This is a genomic window from Streptomyces sp. NPDC006655, from assembly GCF_040703965.1.
Taxonomy (GTDB): domain Bacteria; phylum Actinomycetota; class Actinomycetes; order Streptomycetales; family Streptomycetaceae; genus Streptomyces.
Genome location: NZ_JBEYJU010000042.1, coordinates 17614 through 41273 on the forward strand (window position 1 = coordinate 17614; position 23660 = coordinate 41273).

Annotated in this window: 18 protein-coding genes and 1 pseudogene; 7 read left to right on the forward strand and 12 right to left on the reverse strand. The window is 70.9% G+C overall.

What is annotated here, in order from left to right:
- Window positions 1-1273: zinc ribbon domain-containing protein (locus AB0958_RS23970; protein WP_366892510.1), on the forward strand; the 1273-nt coding region annotated here is incomplete at its 5' end.
- Window positions 1274-1311: 38 nt separating this feature from the next.
- Here AB0958_RS23970 and AB0958_RS23975 read toward each other — a convergent pair.
- Window positions 1312-2268: a glycosyl hydrolase gene (locus AB0958_RS23975; RefSeq protein WP_366892511.1), complete on the reverse strand. Its 957-nt coding sequence runs from the start codon at window positions 2266-2268 to the stop codon at window positions 1312-1314.
- A gap of 150 nt (window positions 2269-2418) precedes the next feature.
- Here AB0958_RS23975 and gndA point away from each other — a divergent pair, with 150 nt between their 5' ends.
- Window positions 2419-3858 carry an NADP-dependent phosphogluconate dehydrogenase gene (gene gndA, locus AB0958_RS23980; RefSeq protein ID WP_366892512.1) on the forward strand — a complete coding sequence of 480 codons (1440 nt, stop codon included), beginning with the start codon at window positions 2419-2421 and terminating at the stop codon, window positions 3856-3858.
- 193 nt (window positions 3859-4051) lie between these two features.
- On the opposite strand, the gene AB0958_RS23985 is transcribed toward gndA, so the two are convergent.
- From AB0958_RS23985 to AB0958_RS24025, 9 genes are all read right to left on the reverse strand, one after another.
- Complete coding sequence (locus AB0958_RS23985) at window positions 4052-5092, reverse strand: NlpC/P60 family protein (RefSeq protein ID WP_366892513.1); 1041 nt, start codon at window positions 5090-5092, stop codon at window positions 4052-4054.
- Between the two features lie 208 nt (window positions 5093-5300).
- Window positions 5301-6473 carry a right-handed parallel beta-helix repeat-containing protein gene (locus AB0958_RS23990; protein WP_366892514.1) on the reverse strand — a complete coding sequence of 391 codons (1173 nt, stop codon included), beginning with the start codon at window positions 6471-6473 and terminating at the stop codon, window positions 5301-5303.
- A gap of 437 nt (window positions 6474-6910) precedes the next feature.
- The gene (locus tag AB0958_RS23995) at window positions 6911-7786 is read right to left on the reverse strand and encodes a PhzF family phenazine biosynthesis isomerase (protein WP_366892515.1); all 876 of its coding nucleotides are present in this window, start codon (window positions 7784-7786) and stop codon (window positions 6911-6913) included.
- Window positions 7787-7815: 29 nt separating this feature from the next.
- On the reverse strand, window positions 7816-8805 hold the full coding sequence (pip, locus tag AB0958_RS24000) for a prolyl aminopeptidase (protein WP_366892516.1): 990 nt from the start codon (window positions 8803-8805) through the stop codon (window positions 7816-7818).
- 214 nt (window positions 8806-9019) lie between these two features.
- Window positions 9020-11464, reverse strand: a complete 2445-nt coding sequence (locus AB0958_RS24005) for a SpoIIE family protein phosphatase (RefSeq protein ID WP_366892517.1) — start codon at window positions 11462-11464, stop codon at window positions 9020-9022.
- Between the two features lie 109 nt (window positions 11465-11573).
- On the reverse strand, window positions 11574-12656 hold the full coding sequence (locus tag AB0958_RS24010) for a CU044_5270 family protein (RefSeq protein WP_366892518.1): 1083 nt from the start codon (window positions 12654-12656) through the stop codon (window positions 11574-11576).
- Window positions 12653-13312, reverse strand: a complete 660-nt coding sequence (locus AB0958_RS24015; RefSeq protein ID WP_366892556.1) for a sigma-70 family RNA polymerase sigma factor — start codon at window positions 13310-13312, stop codon at window positions 12653-12655. The genes AB0958_RS24010 and AB0958_RS24015 overlap by 4 nt, the downstream gene beginning before the upstream one ends.
- Window positions 13313-13701: 389 nt before the next feature.
- Window positions 13702-14481, reverse strand: a complete 780-nt coding sequence (locus tag AB0958_RS24020) for an ATP-binding cassette domain-containing protein (protein ID WP_366892519.1) — start codon at window positions 14479-14481, stop codon at window positions 13702-13704.
- A gap of 113 nt (window positions 14482-14594) precedes the next feature.
- Window positions 14595-15122 carry a hypothetical protein gene (locus AB0958_RS24025; protein ID WP_366892520.1) on the reverse strand — a complete coding sequence of 176 codons (528 nt, stop codon included), beginning with the start codon at window positions 15120-15122 and terminating at the stop codon, window positions 14595-14597.
- Between AB0958_RS24025 and AB0958_RS24030 the strand changes: the two genes are divergently transcribed.
- Complete coding sequence (locus AB0958_RS24030) at window positions 15121-15615, forward strand: hypothetical protein (protein ID WP_366892521.1); 495 nt, start codon at window positions 15121-15123, stop codon at window positions 15613-15615. The genes AB0958_RS24025 and AB0958_RS24030 overlap by 2 nt on opposite strands.
- Window positions 15616-15783: 168 nt before the next feature.
- On the opposite strand, the gene AB0958_RS24035 is transcribed toward AB0958_RS24030, so the two are convergent.
- The gene (locus AB0958_RS24035) at window positions 15784-17058 is read right to left on the reverse strand and encodes a VanZ family protein (RefSeq protein ID WP_366892522.1); all 1275 of its coding nucleotides are present in this window, start codon (window positions 17056-17058) and stop codon (window positions 15784-15786) included.
- Window positions 17059-17173: 115 nt separating this feature from the next.
- On the opposite strand from AB0958_RS24035, the gene AB0958_RS24040 reads away from it, so the two are divergent.
- Entirely contained in the window at window positions 17174-18109 is a 936-nt protein-coding gene (locus tag AB0958_RS24040; protein WP_366892523.1) for an IS4 family transposase, read from the forward strand.
- A 355-nt stretch (window positions 18110-18464) separates the two neighbouring features.
- Here AB0958_RS24040 and AB0958_RS24045 read toward each other — a convergent pair.
- Window positions 18465-19899 (reverse strand): annotated as a pseudogene (locus AB0958_RS24045) (IS1380 family transposase).
- 532 nt (window positions 19900-20431) lie between these two features.
- On the opposite strand from AB0958_RS24045, the gene AB0958_RS24050 reads away from it, so the two are divergent.
- From AB0958_RS24050 to AB0958_RS24060, 3 genes are read left to right on the forward strand one after another with little or no spacing between them, the layout of a single operon-like run.
- The gene (locus AB0958_RS24050; RefSeq protein WP_366892524.1) at window positions 20432-21031 is read left to right on the forward strand and encodes a TetR family transcriptional regulator C-terminal domain-containing protein; all 600 of its coding nucleotides are present in this window, start codon (window positions 20432-20434) and stop codon (window positions 21029-21031) included.
- A complete protein-coding gene (locus tag AB0958_RS24055) occupies window positions 21028-22026 on the forward strand; it encodes a GNAT family N-acetyltransferase (protein WP_366892525.1) in 999 nt (332 codons plus the stop codon). Before AB0958_RS24050 ends, AB0958_RS24055 begins: the two co-directional genes overlap by 4 nt.
- Window positions 22023-23339, forward strand: coding sequence for an MFS transporter (locus AB0958_RS24060; RefSeq protein ID WP_366892526.1), 1317 nt, complete (start codon window positions 22023-22025; stop codon window positions 23337-23339). The genes AB0958_RS24055 and AB0958_RS24060 overlap by 4 nt, the downstream gene beginning before the upstream one ends.
- The last annotated feature ends 321 nt before the right edge of the window (window positions 23340-23660 follow it).

Sequence of the window (23660 nt, forward strand, 5' to 3'; positions counted from 1 at the left end):
CCTTCAGGGCCACGGCGACTCCTCGGGGACGTCCACGACAGCGCCCCTTCAGGGCCACGGCGACTCCTCGGGGACGTCCACGACAGCGCCCCTTCAGGGCCACGGCGACTCCTCGGGGACGTCCACGACAGCGCCCCTTCGGGGCTACGGCGACTCCTCGGGGACGTCCACGACAGCGCCCCTTCAGGGCCACGGCGACTCCTCGGCAACGTCCACGACAGCGCCCCTTCAGGGGCGCGGGGAACTGCGCGACCAGCCACAGCCCACCCGCACGGACTCCACGACCCCAGACGCCCCCACCATCCCCACACCTCAAGCCGCCGACGAGACGACGCAACCCCCTCAGACCCCGCCCGCCGAAGGCGACGACGCCCACGACCGCGCCCGCCGCCTGCTCATCCCGGTGGCGGAACCCACCCCCACCCCGGCCCCCGCCACGGTCACCCCCGTCCTCCCCGGCCGCCCCACCCCCCAACGCCCCACCTCCGTACGCGCCCCCGGCGAAGACCTCGGCGCCCACGGCGGCACCCCCTGCCCCTGGTGCGCCACCCCCAACCGTCCCGACCGCCACTTCTGCACCCGCTGCGCCATGCCCATGGCCGGCCACCCCGACACCTCCTCGTCGGCCCCCCGCCCCTGGTGGCGCCGCATCCTCGACTTCCGCAACCGCGAGACCCCGTGGGCGGGCGACCGCCCCCGCCTGCGCCGCACCTTCGACCGCGTCCTCACCTGGATCGGCGTGGCCCTCCTCCTCAGTGTCGTCGCGGTCCTCGCGGTCAACACGCCGAAGGCGATCAGCGCCACCCGCGACCACTTCGCCAAGCGCGTCCAGGTCCCCCCGGACCGCGTCAGCGCGTCCCGTTCGTACGCGGGCCACAAGCCGGACCTGGCCTTCGACAAGCTGAACAACACCTGGTGGGGTCCGGGTGTGACGCAGTCCGGCCAGGGCGAGTGGATCGAGGCCCGCTTCGACGAGCCGACCCGGCTGCTGAACGTCATCTTCACCTCGGGCGAGTCGACCCACTTCGACCAGCTCAAGAAGTCGGCGCTGCCGCACCGGCTGAAGGCGACGATCAAGACGGCCGACGGAAAGACCGAGGACCGCGAGCTGGTCCTCGACCAGACGGCCGGCGGTCAGACCCGCGGCTTCCGCGCGGCGGACGTCGTCTCGGTCCGCTTCACGATCGAGTCGTCGTACCAGGCGTCGGCCGAGACCCAGGTCGCCATCGCCGAGATCGAGTTCTTCGGCCCGTCCAGCGCCGGCTCCTCCTGACGCGCCCGGCTCCTCACCCCGGCTGCTCACCCGGCTGCTCATCCCTGACTGCTCATCAGGGACCGGTACACCGCCGTGGACCTGGGGTTGCTGCGGCAGCCCCAGACTCCGTGCGGACAGTAGTCGGTGAGGGTCTGGTACACCGGCCGGGCGCTCGCGAACCAGTCCAACATGCCCCGCAGGTACGCGGGGTCGTCCCCGTTCTCGTACAGCCCCCACTCCGGGTACGAGACGGGCTTGCCGTGGGCCCGCGCGAAGTCGACCTGGGCCCGCAGCCCGTAGGGCTCCGTCACCTGCTCCGGGAAGGAGAGCCCGCGCGGGGCGTCGTAGGCGTCCATCCCGACGATGTCGACGTACCGGTCACCGGGGTAGCACCGGGTCCAGGGGACCGCGTCCCGGCCCCGGTCGGGCGTGAAGTCGAAGCGGAACCGCTGGCCCGGCACCGACCGCATCGCCGTGACGATCCGCACCCAGTACGCCTTCCAGGCGTCCGGGTCGGGGCCGCAGCGGTGGGTGTACGTCACCCCGTTCATCTCCCAGCCGAGGACGACGACGGTGTCCGGCGCGCCGACCGCCACCAGCCGCCGGGCCAGCGCCCGGAAGTGGCCGTCGTACGACCCGCCCGCCCCGACCAGCAGTTGGCGGCGGACCTCGGCGTCCGGCAGGTGCTCCTCCGTCCGCTCCAGCATGGGCACGTTGAGGACGAGCAGCCGGTCCGGTTCGGCCCGCCGCCAGCGCGCCCACAGCCGGACGAAGCCGGGGGCGCCCTCGATGTTCCGCCACACGTCACCGGGCAGGTAGGTGTGCCCGACGCGCGGTTCGTCGTGGCCCAGCCACGTGCCGAGCGCGCGCACCCGCCGTACGCCGTCGGCGCCGTAGCCGAGGTACGCCCCGAAGGGGCCGGGGGCGGGGGCGCGCGGGGTCTCCGGGCGGGAGACGGGGAGCAGCAGGAGGGCGACCAGCGCGGTGACCAGGACGAACCTCAGACGAACCATGGGGTGCAGTCTGTCCGTTGCGGCACGGCGGTGCGGGCGCTGCGGACATCTTCGAACTTTGTGCGAGACACCGGCCCGGTCTGAACGGACGCCCACCGTCCGCCCGTACCTCCGGGCACGTCAGCGTTCGACCGCAGATCGGAGTCCCCCGTGAACGCATCCGCAGCCATCGGCGTGACCGGCCTGGGCGTGATGGGCCGCAACCTGGCCCGGAACTTCGCCCGGCACGGCTACCCGGTCGCCGTCCACAACCGCACGCCGGCCCGGACCCGTGCGCTGCTCGACGAGTACGGCCACGAGGGCACGTTCGTCGGCGCCGGGAGCGCCGCGGAGTTCGTCGCCGCCCTCGAACGCCCCCGCCGCCTCATGATCATGGTGCAGGCGGGCGCGGCCACCGACGCCGTCATCGACGAGTTCGTCCCGCTCCTCGAACCCGGTGACATCGTCATCGACGGCGGCAACGCCCACTTCGCCGACACCCGCCGCCGCGAGGCCGCCCTGCGCGAGAAGGGGCTGCACTTCGTGGGCGTCGGGGTGTCCGGCGGCGAGGAGGGCGCGCTGCACGGGCCCGCGGTCATGCCGGGCGGGTCCGTCGAGTCGTACGCCGTCCTCGGGCCGATGTTCGAGGACATCAGCGCCAAGGTCGGCGGGGAGGCGTGCTGCACGCACGTCGGCGCCGACGGTGCCGGGCACTTCGTGAAGATGGTCCACAACGGCATCGAGTACGCCGACATGCAGCTCATCGCCGAGGCCTACGACCTGCTGCGGCAGGTCGGCGGATACGCGCCGGCCGAGATCGCGGACATCTTCCGCCAGTGGAACGGCGGCCGGCTCGGCTCCTACCTCATCGAGATCACGGCCGACGTCCTCGCCCACGTCGACGCCGCGACCGGGGCCCCCTTCGTCGACGTGGTCGCCGACGCGGCCGGGCAGAAGGGGACCGGGCGCTGGACCGTGCAGACCGCGCTGGACCTGGCCTCGCCGGTCACCGCCATCGCCCAGGCGACGTTCGCCCGCGCGGCCTCGGGGCGCCGTGAACTGCGGTCCGCCTACGCCGGGTTGCCGGGCGGCACCACGCCACCGCTCAGCGCGACCGAGGCCGACCGCTTCGCGTCCCGTGTCGAGCACGCCCTGTACGCGTCGAAGGTCATCGCCTACGACCAGGGCTGGACGATGATCCAGGACGCCGCCGCCGAGTACGGCTGGAAGATCGACCTCGGTGCGGTGGCGCGGATCTGGCGGGGCGGCTGCATCATCCGGGCGTCCTTCCTGGACCGGATCCGCGCGGCGTACCGGGCCGACCCCGACCTGGTCAGCCTGCTCGCGGAGGGGGAGTTCGCGAAGGAGATCGCGGACGCGCAGGTGCCGTGGCGCGAGACCGTCGCGTCCGCGACCCGCCGGGGCGTCCCGGTCCCGGCGTTCTCGGCGGCCCTCGCCCACTACGACACCCTCCGCGCGGACCGTCTCCCGGCGGCCCTCCTCCAGGGCCAGCGCGACTACTTCGGCGCACACGCCTACCGGCGGACGGACCGGGAGGGCACCTTCCACACCCTGTGGGCGACCGAGGGCCGCCCCGAAACGGAGGCCTGAGCAAAAAAGCGCCCCGTAAGGGGCGCGGGGAACTGCGCGACAAGCCACGACGGCGCCGCGGACGGCTGAGCACCGATGTCCCGCGACGGTCCGATGTGGCTGATCGCGCAGTTCCTCCCCCAGCCTCCGGCCGGGGGTGCCCCCAGAGCCCCTTACGGGGCGCTGTAGTTCGACCTCGTTCGGATGACCCGGGTCAGACGCGGACGCCGAACATGAACGGGCCGCCGATGGTGCTCATCGACTCGTAGCGGACGACCGTGCCGGTGCGCGGGGCGTGCAGGATCTGCCCGTTGCCCGCGTACAGGCCCACGTGGTGCAGGTCGTTGAAGAAGAAGACGAGGTCGCCGACCTGGAGCTGCGAGGCCGAGTAGATCTTGGTGCCGATGGTCGCCTGCGACTCGGAGGTGCGCGGGATGGAGACGCCGGCCTGCGCGTAGGCCCAGGACGTCAGGCCCGAGCAGTCGTAGGAGGACGGGCCGGTGGCGCCGTACACGTACGGCGTGCCGATCTTGGTCTTGGCGGCGGCGAAGGCGGCGGCGGCCCTGCCGGTGGCGGAGGTGTCGTCACCGAGGTCCACGCGCTCGCTGGAGGAGCGGCTGGCACGGTCCTGCTCGGCGGCGAGGGCGGTCTTCTCGGCGGCGGTGAGGCTGTTGAGCAGCTTCTGTGCCGCGGCGAGCTTGGCCTGAACTTCCTTCTTCTTCTGGCCGAGTTCGGTGCGGGTGGCGGCCAGGTCCTTCAGCTTGCCGGACGCCTCGGCGCGTTCCTGGGCCAGTTCGCGCTGCTTCGCCTGGATCTTCTTCAGCGTCTCGACCTGCTGGCTGCTCAACTGGTCCAGCGTGGACGCCTTGTCGAGGTAGCTGTCCGGGTCGGAGGAGAGGAAGAGCTGGAGGGACGGGTCGAGGCCGCCGCTGCGGTACTGGGCGGTGGCCATCGAGCCGATGCCGTCGCGCAGCGCGTTCAGCTCGTCCTGACCGCGTGCGACCGAGTCCTGCAGCGCGGATATCTGCTTCTGGAGCTTCTCCTGCTTCTCCTTGGCCCCGTTGAACTTCTCGGTGGCCTGCTCGGCCTCCTCGTAGAGCTTGTCCACACGGGACTTGACCTCGTTCTTGCTCGGCTTCTCGCTGGGTGCCGCGTTGGCCGCCTGGGCGGAGAGGGCCACGGCGGCAGCGGCGGCGGAGGTGAGCACGGTGACCCGAGCGCGGCTCGGCTGCTTGGGACGACGGTGGGACGCCACGGAGGCGAACTCCTTCCGAGCAGAGGTTCGGGGCAACAGACACTAATGACTCTCTTATGTTCAGTTCAAATCTTCGCTTGAAAATTCTTGGCCGAAACCGATCGGGGCGTCACCGCGGCGCCGGGGCACGCCGGTTGATCGCCCGGACGAACGGACGGCCCGGGTGTCCACAGGGTGTGGACACCCGGGCCACCTGGGCCGTGCCGGGCTACGGGTTCACGACGCTGCCGCCGAAGGTGACGTTCAGCTGGCCGCCGGAGGCGAAGGACCAGCCGAGGGCGCCCGCGTAGGAGGAGCAGCGGGAGCCGTTCGTTCCCGTCCAGAACTGGTTGGAGCTGTCGACGTCGCCGACGGTCTTGTCGTTCGAGCCGCTGACGGAGAACCGGCACGAGGTGTTGGTGCGGAACACCGAGGTGCCCTTGTCGAAGGAGAAGTTGCGCTCGGCGTTGTCGATGCCCACGTTGTTCGAGACGGCCATCGTGCCGGGGTTGCTGTTGTAGGTGAACCCGTGGTGCCCGTTGCCGTAGGCGATGTCGTGCCGCACCACGTGGTTGACGGCGATGGCGTCGCCGCCGAGCTTGTAGCCGTTGCGGTCGCCGTTCGCGTTCTGTGTGCCGTCGGTCAGGGTGCCGTTGCCGTAGGAGAGCGAGTACTCGATGGTGACCGGGCCGATCGCGCCGGTGTCGGTCTTGGTGTACAGGTCCCAGCCGTCGTCGATGTTGTTGTGCGAGACGTCGTACCGGAAGACGTTCCCGGTGCCGGTGGTCAGCTTCGACGCGAACCCGTCGGCGTTCTCGCCGCCGCTGTCCTCGTTGTCGTGCGACTCGGAACTGACGATCAGGTTGTTCGCGGGCCACGCGCTGCTGGGCGTGGTGGAGGAGATCCGGCCGAGCTGGAGGCCGGTGTCGCGGTTGTACGCGGTGACCGTCCGCTCGACGACGTTGCCGCTGCCGCCGACGTAGATCCCGTTGTCACCGGCGTGCTCGACCGTCAGGCCGTACAGATGCCAGTAGTTGGCGAAGAGCTGAACGCCCCGGTTGGACGAACTCTCGCTCTGCGCCGAGAAGTCGAACACCGGGGTCTCGCCGGGGTAGGCGGAGAGCGTGGTGCGGGCGCCGGCGGTCCCGTCAGAGCCGGCCGGGATGGTCACCGTGGCGGAGTAGTGGTACGTCCCGCCGCGCACGTAGATCGTGCCGCCGGCGGCGATCCGGCTGATCGCCGAGGTGAGCGTGGTCGGCGCGGACTGGGTACCGGCCGCGCTGTCGGTGCCGCTCGGCGATACGTACAGCACCGTGGACGCGGCCTGCGCGGGCGTGCCGGACAACGCCACGAGCGTGCCGGCGACCAGGCCGACGGCCGTGATGAGTGGTCTCACGTGCATCGCTGTCTCCGTTCGGTTGCGTTCCGAAGGGTGCGGTAAGCGCTTTCCACTGGAAGCTAGAAGCGTGTCGCGAGCGCGTCAAGATTCATGGATGTAAAGAAAATTCAGAGATGTGATCGACGACTGGTCGCGAGAGCCGTCGGCCGAGGCGGCCGTTGAGGTGGCACGGCGCTGCGCCCTTCGAGCAGCACACGGCGACCGGCGCACCGAGCCGGTCGGTCAACTCCCGCGCGGGCGCCCCGGGCTCACGCGGAACCAGGCGTTCCCCGGAAGCCGTCCCCCGGACGCCGTCCATGCAGGGCGCGGCTGTCCGCCGACTCCCCTGCTGGGCCCGGCATCAGGTCCCCTGTCATGTCATGCGCCAAGGGGCGAGTCCCTGGCCGGTTCCGGCGGGTATGCCGGGGATGTCCCGCCGGAACCGGTGCCGAGTGGGGGCTTCAGTCGATGCGGGCGCCGGTGCCGCTGACCCGGACGCGGGGGTCGCCCGCGCGCAGGGTGACCGTGAGTTCGCCGGGGCGCCCCAGGTCCTCGCCCTGGTGCAGGGTGAGGACCGCGTCCTCGGGAACCAGGCCGAACTCACGGGCGTACGCACCGAACGCGGCGGCCGCGGCGCCGGTCGCCGGGTCCTCGACGACCCCGCCGACCGGGAAGGGGTCCCGGACGTGGAAGACGGTGGCCGACGCCCGCCACACCAGCTGGACCGTGGTCAGGTCCAGGCGGTGCATCAGGGCTTCGAGGCGTGCGAAGTCGTAGGCGAGGTCGGCGAGGCGGGCCCGGGTCGCGGCCGCGAACACGAGATGGCGGGCGCCCGCGAACGCGACGCGCGGCGGGAAGGCGGGGTCGAGATCGGCGGCCGGCCAGCCGAGCGCGGCCAGCGCCTCCGTGAGGTCGGCGGCGGGGATCGCCTCGGTGTGCGGCTCGACGCTGGTGAGCGTGGCCCGGATCGCGCCGTCCTCCTCGGTCACCGTCACCGGGACCGTGCCGGCGCGGGTGGCGAACACCAGCTCGCCGGGGCCCGTCCGCTCGGCGAGTGCCACGGCGGTCGCGATGGTGGCGTGCCCGCAGAACGGCACCTCGGCCTTGGGGCTGAAGTAACGGATGCGGTAGGCCCGTTCCGCCCCGTCGGCCGGCCGGTCCGGGGGCGCGGTCAGGAACGCGGACTCCGAGTACCCGAGGTCGGCGGCGATGGCCAGCATGTCGCCGTCGTCCAGGCCGGTCGCGTCCAGGACGACCCCGGCGGGGTTGCCGCCGTCGGGGGTGCTGGAGAAGGCGGTGTAGCGCAGTACCTCGGGGCGTGGCGCGTTCGTCGTCATGACCGGGGCAACGTGGGGTCGCGTGACGGCTATTCCTGGGTGGGGGCGGCCGCCCCCACCCTCCCCTCCCCGAACCGTGCGATGGCCGCGAGGATCGTGTTCCGCATCGTGGGGCTGCCGGTGTGGCCCGAGTCGTCGATCACCTTGAGTTCCGCGTCGGGCCAGACCTTGGTCAGTTCCCACGCCGTCTTCAGCGGGCTGCCGATGTCCAGGCGGCCGTGGATCAGGACCCCGGGGATACCGGCCAACCGGTGGGCGTTCCGCAGCAGTTGGCCGTCCTCGAGCCAGGCGTCGTGGGAGAAGTAGTGCGCGCAGATGCGGACGAAGGCCACCAGGGCGTCGTCCGGCCGGTTGCTGTACGCACCGGGATTGCCCAGAGTCTCGTGGGCGACGACCGCGTCCTCCCAGGTGGCCCACGCGCGGACGGCCGCGGCCCGGACCGCGTCGTCAGGGCTGTTGAGCAGCCGGTCGTAGGCGGCGACGAGATCACCGTCGCGGTCGGCGGCCGGCAGGGCGTCGCGGAAGGCCTCCCAGGGGCCGGGGAGCAGACGGCCGACACCGCGGTAGAGCCAGTCCGTCTCCTCCGGCCGGGTCATGGTGACACCCGCGATGACGATCTCGGAGACCCGCTCGGGGTGGCGTTCGGCGTAGGCGAGGATCAGGGTGGAGCCCCAGGAGCCGCCGTAGAGGAGCCAGCGGTCGACGCCCAGGTGCTCGCGCAGCCGTTCCATGTCGGCGATCAAGTGGTCGGTGGTGTTGGCGGCGAGGCTGACCGCCGGGTCGGAGGCGTGCGGCAGGCTCTCGCCGCAGCCGCGCTGGTCGAAGAGGACGATCCGGTACACCTCGGGGTCGAACATCCGGCGACTGTGACGGCGCCCGCCGCCACCCGGTCCGCCGTGCACACACAGGGCGGCCTTGCCGTCGGGGTTGCCGCTGGTCTCCCAGTAGATCCGCTGCCCGTCACCGACCTCGAGGAGCCCACGGGCGTACGGTTCGACGGGCGGGTACTGCTCGGGCATGGTGCTCTCCCCTGCTGTCCGAGTGAGTGAACAGCCATGTCTACCAGCAGGGTTGAGTGAGGGGGCCAGGGGAGCCCAGCCGCGGGCGATGCCGGTCGGTCCCCCGGCGGTGGTGGTGGGCGCCGCCGCCCGGGGACACCGGGCCGGGCCAGAGCCGTGGTGACCGCCGTGGTCGACTCGCTGCGCCGGGAACCGCCGGCGGCGCGGTGAGCCGTCACGCCTGCGCGGGGAGCGCCTGTTCCGCCCAGATCGTCTTGCCGGTCGGGGTCTGGCGGCTGCCCCAGCGTTCCGAGAGCTGCGCGACCAGGAGCAGGCCCCGGCCGCCCTCGTCGTAGACCCGGGCGCGGCGCAGATGGGGGGCTGTGTTGCTGCCGTCGGAGACCTCGCAGATCAGGGACGCGTCACGGATCAGGCGGAGGGCGATGGGTCCTTCGCCGTAGCGGACCGCGTTGGTGACCAGTTCGCTGACGATCAGTTCCGTGGCGAAGGCCGCGTCCGTCAGCCCCCAGGCCTCCAGCTGTTCGCCCGCCATCTTGCGGGCCCCGGCGACCGCCGCCGGATGCTGCGGGAGCTGCCAGGTGCGGACCTTCGCGGTGTCCAGGGCGGACGTGCGGGCCAGAAGGAGCACGATGTCGTCGGCGGGGCGGTCGGTCAGGACCGTGCGCAGTACCTGGTCGCACAGGTCCTCCAGGGGCACGGCCGGCCCGCCGAGGGCCCCGCGGAGCAGGTTCAGGCCCACCTCGATGTCGTGGTCGGCGGTCTCGACCAGACCGTCGGTGTAGAGGGCGAGCAGGCTGCCCTCCGGCAGGTCCACCTCGACGGACTCGAAGGGAAGACCGCCGAGGCCGAGCGGGGGTCCGGCCGGGAGGTCGAGGAAGCGCACCCGGCCGTCGGGGGTGACCAGGGCCGGCGGCGGATGCCCGGCCCTGGCCATGGTGCAGCGGTGGTTCACCGGGTCGTAGACGGCGTAGAGACAGGTCGCACCGACCTCCCCCAGAGCCGCCCCCGGCTCACCCGCCCCCACCCCGCCGGCCCCGCCGGCTCCTTTCTGACGGCCGGGGAACACCGGGGTCTCCTCGGGGTCGAGGCGGATGACCAGGTCGTCCAGCTGGGTCAGGAGTTCGTCGGGGGCCAGGTCCACGTCCGCGAGGGTCCGTACCGCCGTACGCAGGCGCCCCATCGTCGCGGACGCGCCGACGCCGTGGCCGACCACGTCGCCGACCACCAGCGCGACCCGGGCGCCGGACAACGGGATCACGTCGAACCAGTCGCCGCCGACGTCCGCGCCCGAGCCCGTGGGCAGATAGCGGTACGCCACCTCGGTGGCCGCCAGACTCGGCGGCGGACCCGGCAGCAGACTCCGCTGGAGCGCGAGGGCGGTACGGCGCTCGCGGGTGTAGCGGCGGGCGTTGTCCACGCTCACCGCGGCCCGCGCGACGATCTCCTCCGCGAGTCGCTGGTCGTCCTCGGTGAACGACTCGGGCGTGCGGTGCCGCAGGAAGTGGACCAGGCCCAGGGTGACGCCCCGGGCGCGCAGCGGCACCAACAGCACCGAGTGGATCATGTGCCGGGCGACGGCGTCGGCGCGGGCCTGGGAGGCGGCGATCCACTCCCGCATGCCGGGGTCGCCGGGGCTGTGGCGGGTGGCCCGGCCGCCGGTCAGGGCCCACATCGGGGGCGAGTCCACCAGGTAGTGCACCGGGTCGCCCCGGGCGGCCACCGACTCCGGGCAGCCCGGCAGGACCGACCGCTGCGCGGTACGGCGTACGGTCAGGGACCGGCCCGGCGGCAGCGGTTCCGGCTCGTCGCCCAGGGCGACGGACTCCAGCAGGTCGACGGTGACGTAGTCGGCGAACTGGCCGACGGCCACCTCGGCCAGTTCCTCGGCGGTCCGCACCACGTCCAGGGTGCTGCCGATGCGCATGCTCGCGTCGTTGAGGACGGCCAGGTGGCGGCGGGCCCAGTACTGCTCGGTGGTGTCGAAGACGACCGCGGACAGGCCCTGCACCGCGCCGGTCTCGTCCCTCAACGGGGAGAAGAACATCGACCAGGCGTGCTCGCGGGTCTCGCCGGGCGCCTGGCCGTGCTGCTCGTGGAAGACCGTCCGGCCGGTGCGCAGCACCTCCCGCTGCAACCGGTCGTACTCGTCGAAGGGCGGCCCGGGCTCGATCTCCCGCAGGGTCAGGCCGCGCATCTCCGCGACGGGCAGGCCCATGATGCGGGTCATGACCTCGTTGGCGGTGACGAGCCGGGCGTCCCGGTCGTAGATCGCCACCGGCATCGGCAGCTGGGCCAGCGTGAGGTCCCACAGGGCTGCCGCGCCCGCCTCGCCGCGTCCGCTCACGGTCGTCCGCGCCGCGCCGGTGACCAGCCAGAGCGGCCGGCCGGGCCCGGCGGTCAGCGGGATGCCCTGGAGGCGTACGACGACCCGGTCGCCGTTGCGGTGCCGCAGCGCCACCTCGGTGGACCAGCGGTGCCCGGCGGCGAGGTGGCGGCGCGCGGACGGGGGCAGGCGCCCGGCGAGCAGGGACCGGGCCGGTCGGCCGACGACCTCGGTGGCTTCGTACCCGAGCAGGTGCCGGGCGCCCGCACTCCACACGAGGACCGCCCCGCCGGCGTCGACCACGACCGCCAGGTCCTCCGGTACGCGTGCGTCCATGGTGCCTCCGGGGTGTCCGGGTGTCCGGGTACCCGCACCCGTTCCAAGGATCCCGCCGTGTCCTTTTCCGCTCAACCGACCGTGGGCGGCCCCCCTGCCCCTTTGGTGGTCAGGAGGTCGCGGCGGGGGTCTGCCTGATGCCGTCCACGACCGTGCGTTCGAGGATCGCGGTGGTGTAGACGACGGTGCCGGGCGTGATCAGGCCGTCGGCGCCGCTGTTCTGGCGCACCTGGACGGAGCGCTCGCCGAGGAAGACATGGCTCCTGCTGTCGAAGATCCACTCCTCGCGCTGTCCGCTGGTCTCGTCGAGCCGGGCCACCGCCACACCGTGCCGGCCCACCGCGTCCGTCGCGTCGTCGACCACGACGACACCGGGGATCTTCGCGGCGGCCTTGAAAAGCGCCGGGTACAGCCCCGCCGGCGGATAGCTCCCGCCGAGGAGGTCGCCGATGGTGGTGAACGCCTCCTGGTCGGGGGAGTTCCCCTGGCCCTTCGTCTCCTTGTAGATCTTGGCGAGCAGCTTGTCGGGGTCGGTGGTGAGCTTGGCGAGGTAGTCGTACGACGGGCTGTTCAGGGACGGCTTCGGGGTCTGGCCCCGGACGTCGGGGCGGTCCAGGGTCTCGCCCTCCGGGTTGTCGTCGACGGCCGGGTCGATCAGCCAGCCCTTGGAGCCGTCCGGGGACATCCAGGTCTGCCGGGTGTGCAGGGGATGGACGGCCAGGAAGGACTTGTCGCCGACGTGCCTGACGTAGGACTCGGCGGACCTGGACCTGAGGTAGACGTACTGGCCGGGCCGGACGTCCGGGTGGGAGGTCCGGGCGGCCGCCAGCGAGATCTGGTCGAGCAGCTGGGGCACGCCCTTGCTGCTGGCCGCCCCGATGGTGGTGGTGAGGGCCGGGCCGGCGTCCCGCACGCCGTTGCCCCCGTTGCCGGAGAGGGTCACTCCCGCGACGACCGCCGCCGTCAGTGCGGCCGCCGTCAGAGGCAGGGCGACGGCCGGGCGGGGGAACCGGCGGCGCCGGGGCGCCGGGGCCGGGGTCCGCTCCGGCTGCCGCGTGTCGTGGATCTGGGCCATCAGTCGCTCCTTGTGGAACCGGTGGCGGCCCGGCGGCAGGTCCCGCGCGGTGGCGGACAGCAGCTCGGCGCTGCGGTCCCCCTGCGCCGGGTGGTGACGGGAGGTGTTCGCGGTCATCGTCTTCCTTCCTGTGCGGGCCGGATCACGTGGGTGTGATCACCTCTTGTCTGTCGGGAGCGGCGGTCGCCTTCCCGGATTCCGCGGACTTTCCTCGGTGGTGGGCCGGCCGACGGGGGAGCGGCGGGCGCGGGGTCGGCGAGGTCGCGCAGCTTTCTTCGGGCGCGGGAGAGCCGGGAGGCCACGGTGCCGACGGGGATGCCGAGCGCCTCCGCCGCCGCCTCGTAGTCCAGGCCCTCGCCCAGGCAGAGCGTGACGACCTCGCGCTCCGGTCTCCGGAGGCGGCCGAGGGCGGTGAGGGCGGCGGCGAGGCGGTGCCGGTCGTCGACGCGGGCGGCCACCTCGTCCGCGTGGTCGGGCACCGACAGCTGCGCCGCCGCCGCGGCGTTCGCGGCGGCCCGGTACCGGCGGTTGCTGCGGTACTGGTTGCGGGCGGTGTTGGTGGCGATGCCCAGCAGCCAGGGACGTAGCGAACCGCCCTCGGGGTCGACGCGGTCGCGCAGCCGCCACGCCTCCAGGAAGGTCGCGGCCATCACGTCCTCGGCCACCGACCAGTCGGCGGTCAGCCGGAAGGCGTGGTTGTAGACGGCGCGCGCGTAGCTGTCGAACAGCTCCGCGAACGCGCTCGGCTCCCCGGCCCGTACCCGGGTACGCATATGTGTGCTCACGTCACTGAGCTGTCCGGCACGCCCCACCGCCTTCCCGTGATCCGGGCCACACCCGAACCTCTCCCCCCGCCGACACCTCGGCCGCCGCCCAGCCTCGACGCGCCGAGTCCGCGACACGACTCGCCAGACTTACGGCCCAGGCCTCCCGAGTCTGCGACACGGCTCGCCGGACCTACGGCCGGCCTTCCGGGGCAGCGACACGGCTCGCCGGACCTACGGGGCCTTCCGGGGCAGCGACACGGCTCGCCGGCCCTACGGCTCAGGCCTCCCGGGGCAGCAACAATTCACCCGACCCACGCCCCGTCCCGAGGCCGCCCTTGTGCAGCTGTCGGCGTGCCGTGCCCGCGTATCCCGTGGGCCGGCCCCGGCACCCGCTCTCACGGCCAGGTCTCCTCCGGGTCGGCAGGACGGCGGGGCCGGCCGGAGTGGTCCGCCGCCCCCGTGATGGCGCCGATGATCTCTTCCTGGGAGGTGGTCCCCACCTTGAAGAGGCCGTTGTTGTGGCCGAGACGCAGTACGGCGACCCGGTCCGCGACCGCCTTGATGTCCCCCATGTTGTGGCTGATGAGCAGCACCCCGGTACCCCGGTCGCGGAGGTCGTCGATCAGGTCGAGGAGCTGGTTGGCCTGTTCGAGGCCGAGGGAGGCGGTGGGTTCGTCGAGGAGCAGCAGACGGGGCTCGCTGAGGAAGGACCGGGTGATCGCGACGACCTGCCGCTGCCCGCCGGTGAGGGTGGCGAGCGGGGCCCGTACGTCGGGGATGTGCAGGGGCAGGATCCGCAGGACCTCGCGGGCGCGGCGCTCCATCTCGGCCTCGTCCAGGACGCCGCGGCGGTGGATCTCCCGGCCGAGGAAGAGGTTGCCGACGACGTCGAGGTTCCCGCACATCGAGAGGTCCTGGTAGACGGTCGCGATGCCGAGGGCGCGGGCGTCGTGCGGGCGCTTGATCTGGACGGGGCGGCCCTCCCACTCGATGGCGCCCTTGTCCGGGGTCACGACCCCGGAGATCACCTTGACCAGCGTGGACTTCCCGGCGGCGTTGCCTCCCATCAGCGCGACCACCTCTCCGGCCCTGATCTCCAGGTCGACGTCCACCAACGCCTCGACGGCAGCGAACCGCTTGCAGACGCCGTGCAGCGCCAGCAGGGGCTGAACCACGGGGCCACCACCTCCCTCACCCGTGCGACGGGCTCATCGGGTGAGTCCGGCCTTGCCGCAGGCGGACCGGAGTTTAGGCGTACATGTCTGATCGACGCGGTATATACCGTCCTTCACCAGCGTGTCCTTGATCGCGCCGCCTGTCGTGCCGGTGGCCACGGAGCCGACGGGCTCGCCGCGGCCCAGGGCGACGGCCATCCGGCCGGCGGCCGCGGCCTCGGCCCCCTGGGCGGGCCGGTCACAGGCGACGACCGGAATGCCGGCAGGTGCGCGGCCTCCACCGACGAACGCGGCACCTTGGGGTCGATGGCGGCCACGACCAGGACGTTCACGCCCGGGGTGATCAGGGCCTGGAGTTGTGGCTGCTGGACGTCGGCGTCAGGGGTGGCCGCCACGACCGGCGCCGGGCAGTGCGGGCCCAGCCGCTTCAGCTCCTGCTCGATGAGCGGCCGGTCGAACTGCCCGGACCGCGAGGCCCCGCCGCCCGGCAGCCGGACGCCGACGCTGAGCCGGTCGCCCCCGCTCCCGCCGTCGTCGCCACAGGCGGCACTGCGCACCAGTCCGGCCCCGATCGCGACCGCCAGGCAGTCACGGGCGAGGGATCCGCGCCGCGCACCCGCAGGCCGGATGCCGCGACCCATGACCGGTTCCTTGGGTGGGAGACGCCGCCTGGTCCGCGACTCCCTCGACGCCGGCCGCGCCCGCCTGGACCGACTCCCCAAGCCAGCCCACCCCGAACACCACTTCATCATCGACCCTGACAAGTGGGACTTCTACGAGATGGACGCTTACCGTCTCCTCGGAGACGTCGAGCGCGCCGCCGCCCACGCTCGATCGGTCATCCGCATCAGCACCGGGCCGGACGGCACCGAGATCTCACCGATGCGCGCCGCAGAAGCCCGCCTCACCCTCGGAGTCGCCGCCGCCCGCATGGGCGAGATCGAAGAAGCCATCGGCATGGGCACCACAGCCCTCGAAACCGACCGCAAATCCCGCCCGTCCCTGCTTTTAGTCGCGGACGAACTGGACAAGGAACTCAGGTCCCGCTACCCGCGTGAGACCGCCACACGCGACTTCCACGAGCAGGTTATGACCATCAAGCGAGGCGCTGCCAACCCTGAGCTGTCTTTCTGAGCAAGCTCCCTTTATACAGTAGAGAAAGGCATCCAGATGCGGGCCTCCCAGGGGAATACTCCGCTCACACAAGAGTGACTTAGAATCTCCCACGCGGAGGAGAAATAAGTACACACGCAAGATATTCCCTGCCATACGGATACGGCAGGGAATAGTGGTGGTTATGCTTCAGCCAGCTTTCTCAGGTATCTCAGTGTCGGCTACCACCGCGCCGGTCGAAGCGTCGACCGTGACGTCAGTTTTCCCGGTTCCGATAATCCAGACAGGTCTCCATGAATCGGACACCTTCTGCGCCAGTAGGAGTGCCGCCTCAGTCGCCCGACCGGTTTTCTTCGTTGCGATACTTCGGGCCTTCGCCTCGCCTACCGTAACCTTGGGAAGTTTCGGATCTTCAACCGACCTAGCTGTAAATCCAATGACACGAGCAGTTGTTGTGATGGTGAGAGTCAGCCGCATCGGCATCATCACGCCACCCATATATCGCCGATAGGTGACGGTATAGGCACGAGTTGGGCCATCCCCTATGGAGCGGATCGCTCGCTTGCTTCCAACCACGTCCTCCGGGAACCAGTGGCGAGCGAACTTGTCAGCTGCTTCGGCAACCTCACTCTCGTTGAGTTTGCCCTCGTCTCCCCGCGTATTCGAAGACCAAGCCCTCTCCAAGGTCTTGTCAGGCCACCAGCCAGACACGCTGCCGCGATTGGTCCGGACACTGATTCGCAAGTGGTCACCCTGCTTCTCAGTTTCGGACTGACGTACCTCGGTTTCGCTACCAAAGATTCCTTTGGCGGTGGAAGTGATCCACTCGTTTGCAAGGGCAGAGGATTCCACAAGGCTGTGAGTCCGATCGTCCTGCGCGACAACGTCCACAGGCTTGATCCGATCGTGGAAAACCCCGGCTACGCCCAGGGCACCGATCATCGCTACGGCAACGCCCCAGACGAGGTCGCGAACAGGTTTAGCCGTTGCCTGCCTCCGCCCATACAGCCAGGCGGCACCAGCAGCTGCCCCGAACACGGCGCCGGTCCCGTTGGCCACGAAATCAGTAGCACTGCACGCGCGTCCGAGATTGCCCACAGCCTGGGTCAGTTCCACCGCCGCACTCAGGATGACGAACGCAACCGCGACGGTCACCGGCCGCCTGAACAGTAGGACAGCCAGGAATGCGCCAGGAGCAAAAAGAGCGATGTTTAACAGGGAACTCGCCGACGTCAGCAGATGAATGGGGGCCCCGGTATCACACTGTCCCGGCTTCAGGCCGGCATTGCCGGCGAGCAGGGTCACAGCAATAATGCCAGACAGGTAGACCGCCAGCGCGGTTCGCAGCGGCCAGGGCTTGCCACGAGCTTTCGCCACCAGTGCTGTCGGAAGGCCTAGCAGGACGGCAATTGCCAGGAAGGAGGCAACCAAACCTGGAATGGCCGCGATGGACGCTTCAATCACGTGATGACCTTACGGGCGCAGCACCCAGGGAGTGAGGTTCGCTCCCCGGGCGTCGCACCATAGCGGTTAACCCCAATACCGGCAACTTAGGGGCAATCCGGTCGTTGTTGTTGGCGTGGCAAGAGCGGGTCAGTCGAAGTCATCTGGTGAGCGGTTGTTCGCGCGGGTGTGCCGTCCGGTTGCCACACCGGGCACTCAGGGCGCCTTCTACCGCGACTGGCGGCTGACCGCGATCGACGGCACCACATTCGACCTGCCCGACACGAAGGCGAACGTGGAGGCGTTCGGCCGTCCGCCCCGCTCCGGGCGTGGTGAACAGGACGTCGGCTACCCGCAGTTGCGCATGGTCGGCCCGGTGGAGTGCGGTACCCACGCCGTCTTCGATGCCGCGAACGGAGGTCTGCGGACCGGAGAGCAGGCTCTGGCCCGGGCGGTCCTGGTGTCCCTGCGCCCGGGAATGCTGCTGCTGGCCGACCGCGGCTTCTACGGCGTGGACCTGTGGCGCACCGCCGCGGCCACCGGGGCGGACCTGCTGTGGCGAGTCCGCAAAGACCTCGTGCTGCCGATGGTCGAGCAGTTGCCGGACGGCTCCTACCTCACCGAGATCTTCGATCGGAGCGACATCCACCACACCCGTCATGGAGTGCCAGTACACGCAGTGGAATACACCATCGCCGGCCACGAGGGCGTCTACCGGCTCATCACCACGATCCTCGACCCGGACACGGCCCCGGCCGCGGAACTGGCCGCCCTCTACGCCCAGCGATGGGAGTTCGAGTCCACCCTCGACGAGATCAAGACCCACCTCGGCGGGCCGCACCTGGTACCGCGTTCGCAGCACCCTGACGGGGCCGAGCAGGAACTCTACGGCTTCCTGCTCGTCCACCACGCGATCCGGCACCTGATGCACCAGGCCGCACGACAAGCCGACCGGGACCCCGACCGGATCTCCTTCACCCGCTCACTGCGCGTCGTGCGCCGCCAGGTCACCGACCAGGCGGCATTTTCCCCCCGGCCGACTCGCCCGCGCGGTCAAAGCCACCCACGCTGAACTCCTCGAACGCCTCCTGCCACGGCGACGCCGCCGGGCCAACCCCCGCGTCATCAAACGCAAAGTCGCCAGCTGGCCCCTCAAACGCGCCGCCCACCGCGTTGCAGACCGCCCAAGTGTCCCGGCCGTCAACATCGTTGGTGCCACCAAACCCAAACGGGTCAAGCGAACACCAAAACCATAAGTTACCGGTATTGCGGTTAACCCCGCTGTTTCGGTTGAGATGAGGCGGCTTCGCTGATCACCAACTGTTGGGTGGCCGAGGCGATTTCGTCGCCTGGGCATGGCGGAGTTCCGGCGCGGTGGCCGGGTTCTCCAAGGTCTTTCGGATCGCGGGTGGGCGGGGGACGGCCGGTCAGTCAACTGGTCGGGGCAGTGCGGCGAGGCGGTGGAAAGCCGTGGCCAGTTCGTGTCTCCAGGGCCAAGTAGCCGAGATCCGCAGGCGAAGGCGGCGTCCGCCGCGGGTGAGGCGGGCGGCGACGTGTAGCAGCCGGTAGCGAAGCTTCTTGGGTTCGGCGGCGGCGAGTTCGCCGTCGAGTAGAAGGACGCGGGCCCAGGCGAGGAGATCGATCGCCGTGAGGCTGAGTTCGAGCCAGGTGGCGTTGACGCCGAAGTGGCGGGAAGGGAAGCGGCCGAAGCCGGTGTCCTTGCCGCACCGGATGTGGTCTTCGACGGTGGCGTGTTGGCGGTGGCGGACCTCCAGGAACTGCGCGGAGCCGCCGCTGGAGTAGGGGGTATCGGTAAGGAATACCTGGTGCCGCAGGCCCTCGTCGTGATCGAACAGGGACAACTGAGCGCCCGGGTACGGTCGTTCGCGCCGCACGATGATGCGGGTACCGGCCGGGTAGCCGGCAAGGTCGGCCATGCCGGTCAGCTCGGCGACCTCGGCGCCGTCTCGCATTGTCCCGTTCTGGTCCAGGGCCGGATGCCAGACCTGCTCAGGGAGGGTCCGGATCGCGCGGCGGATGGGCTCGGTGACCGCGTATCCGACCGAGAAGCGCAGGTCCAACCCGTGCGCGCGCAAGGTCCGGATGTGGGCCAGGAAGGCTTTCGCGGATCCGGCGCTGTCGGCCCGGACCAAGATCTCAGTGCCGTGCCGGTGAGCGTCGGGGATCTGCGCGAGGGCGTCGTCCAGCACCGCAATGTGATCGACGGCGGTGTTGGCTCCAGAGTTGCCGGCGCAGTCGGCCGGACATGGCCTCGCCGGTGTTCGCGAGGAAACACAGCAGCGGATGGAAGCCGAAGCCGCCCTTGTAGGTGGGCGCGGCCGCCTCCTTCTCGGAGTGGCAGGTGATCAGCGTGGCGTCGAGGTCCAGGACCAGGGCGGAAAGTTCTCGTCCACCGGCCCGGACAGCGGGTACGCCCTCGCCGGTCTCGGCGGCCTGCAGCCAGGCGACTTCCCGGGCCGAAGCGCGGGCCGCTCGCAGCGACGCGAGTGCGGCCTCGTCGGTGTCAGCGAGCAACCGCCAGGCCGTGGGCGTGGAGGCGACTGGGCCGAACACCCCTGCCTGGTCCCGCAGTACGGCCAGATCCGCGATCGTCTGACCGCCGTCGGCGAGCATCACGGCGAGATCGGTGACGGTCCGGCCTGGATCATGTCCGGTGCCGCGCGGTCGCAGGGGCCTGAGCGCAGTGGAGTAGGCGGTGGTCAGACCGGTGGCCTCGGCGAGATCCGCCAGCAAACGCGCCCCGGCGTGGCCGACCACCCCCGAACCGTCAGTGGAGACGTGGAGCTTGGGACGAGAACCGATAGCCTGCACGCAGAAAGTGCCTTCCGCTTGGACCCACAGAACCCCTCGACAAGGTTCATCGTCCCAGCTCAGAAGGCACTTTCGTGCTTCCACCTCACTTCCGGTCCCGCGCGGCGGCTGGTCGGGCCGTTCGCTCTGACGTACTACGGCGGGATGCGCCCTGCGGCGTGTGAGCGGGAACCGTGACCCGGGCTGGGCCGGCGCCTGGCGCTGTCTCGCTGTGCAGTGGCGCATACGTGCTGGCCTCCGTCGGACTGCTGGACGGGCGTCGGGCGACTGCGCACTGGATGAGCTCCGTCGACTTCACCACCGCTTCCCGGGCGTCGCGTACGACTCTGACGTGCTCTACGTCGAGGACGGCGCCGTCCCTCACGTCGGTCGGCACCGCCGTCGGCATCGACTTCTTGTCTCCACCTCGTCCGCCAGGAGGGCGGTCGCGGCTCCGTGACCGCGGCGAACTCACAGACAGGCCCCGGCGGAGTCCGCCTGCCGGAGAATCGCTCTGGCTCACGGGGCATACTTTCGCATAACATTCGTTGCGTAACATCTGTTTCGTGAAAGGGGATGGGGTGTGCCAAAGCAGATCGACCACGAGCAGCGCCGCTCGGAGATCTCCCAGGCTGTGTGGCAGGTGGTCGGCGAGAACGGCCTGGAGGGGCTGACCCTGCGCGCGGTCGCCGCTGCCGCCGGCTGCACCACGGGCATGGTCACCCACTATTTCCGCGACAAGAAGGCGCTCCTCGCCCATGCCCGCCAGGTCATGCACCGCCGCATGGCCGCCCGAATCGACGCGATGCCCATGCGGGGCACCGCCCGTGAGGGCCTGTACGCAGTGGCCGAGCAGGCGCTGCCGCTGGACGAAGAGCGGCGGCTGGAGGCGGTGGTGTGGTCGTACTTCCAGCTCGCCACCCGTATCGACCCGGAGCTGCTGCACGAACACACCGCCAGCCACGCCTCCTGGATCCGGCGCCTGACCGTAATGGTCCGCGCCGCCTTGCCCGGCCGGCCCGAGCCCGCCGACCTGGAGGGGCGGGTGCGCGTCCTGGTCGCCTGCCTGGACGGGCTGGCCCTGAACGCCGTGACCGATCCGGGCGCCTATCCGCCAGAGCTCCAGCGGCGCGTCCTGGCGATCCAGCTGGATCTGATCCTCGAAGGGAATCTCACTCCGTGACCATCCACGAACTGTCGATCACCGCAGCCCGGGCCGATGACCCCAGAATCGTGCGGCTGGTCCGCGCTCTCGACGCCGACCTCGCTGCCCGTTACCCGGACGAGCCCTGCACAGGCGGCGCTCACCTGAACCGTGGGCTCCGGTTCCTGCTCGCCGAGGCCGACGGCCGCCCGGTCGGCTGCTGTGCCGTCCAGCCCTTCCCGTCCCCGGACATGGCAGCGGAACTCAAGCGCATGTACGTCGCGCCCGAGGTGCGTGGCTGCGGTGTCGCCAGGCGTCTGCTGGACGAGGCGGAACGCACCGCCATCGCGCTCGGCCACAGCGAGATGCGCCTGGAGACGGGCGTCCACCAGCCCGAGGCCATCGCGCTGTACACCCGCGCCGGCTACCACCCGATCCCCAACTACCCGCCGTATGAACACAAGGCCCTCAGCCGCTGCTACGCCAAGCACCTGCCGCTGCCCGGGGCCCGGGCGGATCAGGCGGAGGAACTCGCGGCCTTCCTCACAGGCCAGGGACTCCCACCGCAGGACGCACCAGCTCCCGGCACCCGGTACTGGATCACCAAGGATGCCGCGGGACCGGCCGTGGCGGTCAGCCTGGAACCTCAGGAACGCTGTGTCCTGCTGCACAGCGTCGCTGTCCGTCCGGATCTGCGCGGCTGCGGAGCCGCCCGCCGGCTGGTGGAGCACGCCCTCGCGGCTGCGGCCGCCCAAGGAGCACCTACGGTCTACGTCCTCTCCACGGGTGCCGAATCCTTCTGGGCGCGGCTCGGCTTCCGCCCGGTGCCGGTCGCCGAAGCAGCTGACGCCCTGCCCCACGCCCCGCAGATCCGCCGCTCCCGCGCCGCAGGAACCCTCGCCGACGAAGCCGCCTGGCGGCGCGACCTCACCGTCGCCGGGGCCGGGACCAGCCACCTCGCCGCGCACTCCGAAGCGACCACGGGGCCGCACCGCCCCGCCGCCGGCGCCTCGTCCACGGCCACTGGGCGATGAGACAGGCCGCGTCCGGACCGTCACTACCGCGTTCCTTCTGGTGGCTGTGGGGCAGCGTCCTGATCAGCCGCCTCGGCTCCTTCACGGCCACCTTCCTCGTGCTGTATCTGACGGCGGGGCGCGGATACTCGGCGAGCTTCGCCGGGCTGGTCGCGGCGCTGTTCGGAGCCGGTGGCGTGGTCGGTTCGCTGACGGGCGGGGTCCTGGCCGACCGGGTGGGGCGACGGGCCACACTGCTCGTCGCGCAGGTGACGGCAGCCGGCCTGACCACCGCCCTGGGCTTCGCGGACCGTCCCGTGCTCATCGTGGTGTTCGCGTGCGCGACCGGCGCGGCGAGCAGCGCCTCCCGCCCCGTGGTGCAGACCGTCATGGCCGACGTGGTGCCCGCCGCGCAACGTGTACGGGCGTTCTCTCTGTACTACTGGGCCATCAACCTCGGCTTCGCCGTCGCCGCGGCGACGGCCGGATACCTTTCCGTCCACGGCTACCGATGGCTGTTCGTCGTGGAGGCTGCGACGGGGCTGCTGTCCGCGCTGGTGATCCTCATCATGCTTCCGGAGACGAGGGCCGACTCTGGCGATGTGGGGGAGCGTGTCACTGAGCAAAGGGCCGTCGGGCTGCGGGCCGTACTGCGCGACGGGCCGTTCATGGCGGCCGTGGGCCTGTCTTTCCTTCTGATCGTGGTGTTTCAGCAGGCGGCCGTCGGACTGCCGATCGCCATGGGCCGCGATGGTCTCACCGGCACCCAGTACGGCCTGGTGATCAGCGTGAACGGCATCCTCATCGTGGCCCTACAGCTGCCCCTCGGCCGCGTGCTCGAACACCCTGACCCGGGCCGCTTGCTGGTGTTGGCCTCGCTGCTGTGCGGATGCGGCTTCGGTCTGAACGCACTCGCCGGGAGCGCGCCCGTCTACGCGATCGCCGTGCTGGTGTGGACGCTGGGCGAGATCGTGCACTCGCCCCTGAACATGGGACTGATCGCCCGGCTCTCCCCGCCCCATGCCACAGGCCGCTACCAGGGCGTCCACTCACTGGCCTGGGCCACCGCCACCATCGCCGCCCCGCTGACCGGCGGCAGCGTCATCGACCGCTTCGGCCCCGACACCCTCTGGGCCGTCTGCGCCGCACTCGGTGTCTGCGCCGCCGTCGGCTACGGAGCACTGCTCCTGAGCCCGCCCGGCCCGTACCGGCAACCGGGCCCTCGAATCACGGTGGCCGTGTGGCAGAGAAGGAGGCGCGCCGCCCGTCCTGACCAGTACTGCCCCGAGCCGCCGCATGCCGCTCATCGCGCTCCGGGGAGGCCCAAGACCTGATCGGTCGTCCGTGTGGTGGGCGCGGGCCAGCGACAGCTCGCACACTCGGACAGAGGGCATCAGTATCGCGACACAACACAAGCAACCGTGGTCAAAACCGATCAAGCGGCATGTCGTTCAGCGAGGCCGACGGCACCGCACCACTTCAGACCTATAGTCGTCATGGTCCAACAGTTCGTCGATGCAAAGCCTTCCGGCCGAGGACCTCCTCTTCATAGGGGGTGTCGGTGAGGAACAGCTGGTGACGCAGACTCTCGTCCGGTCGAACAGAGACAGTTGGGCGCCCGGGTGAGGGCGTTCGCGCCGCACGATCACACGGGT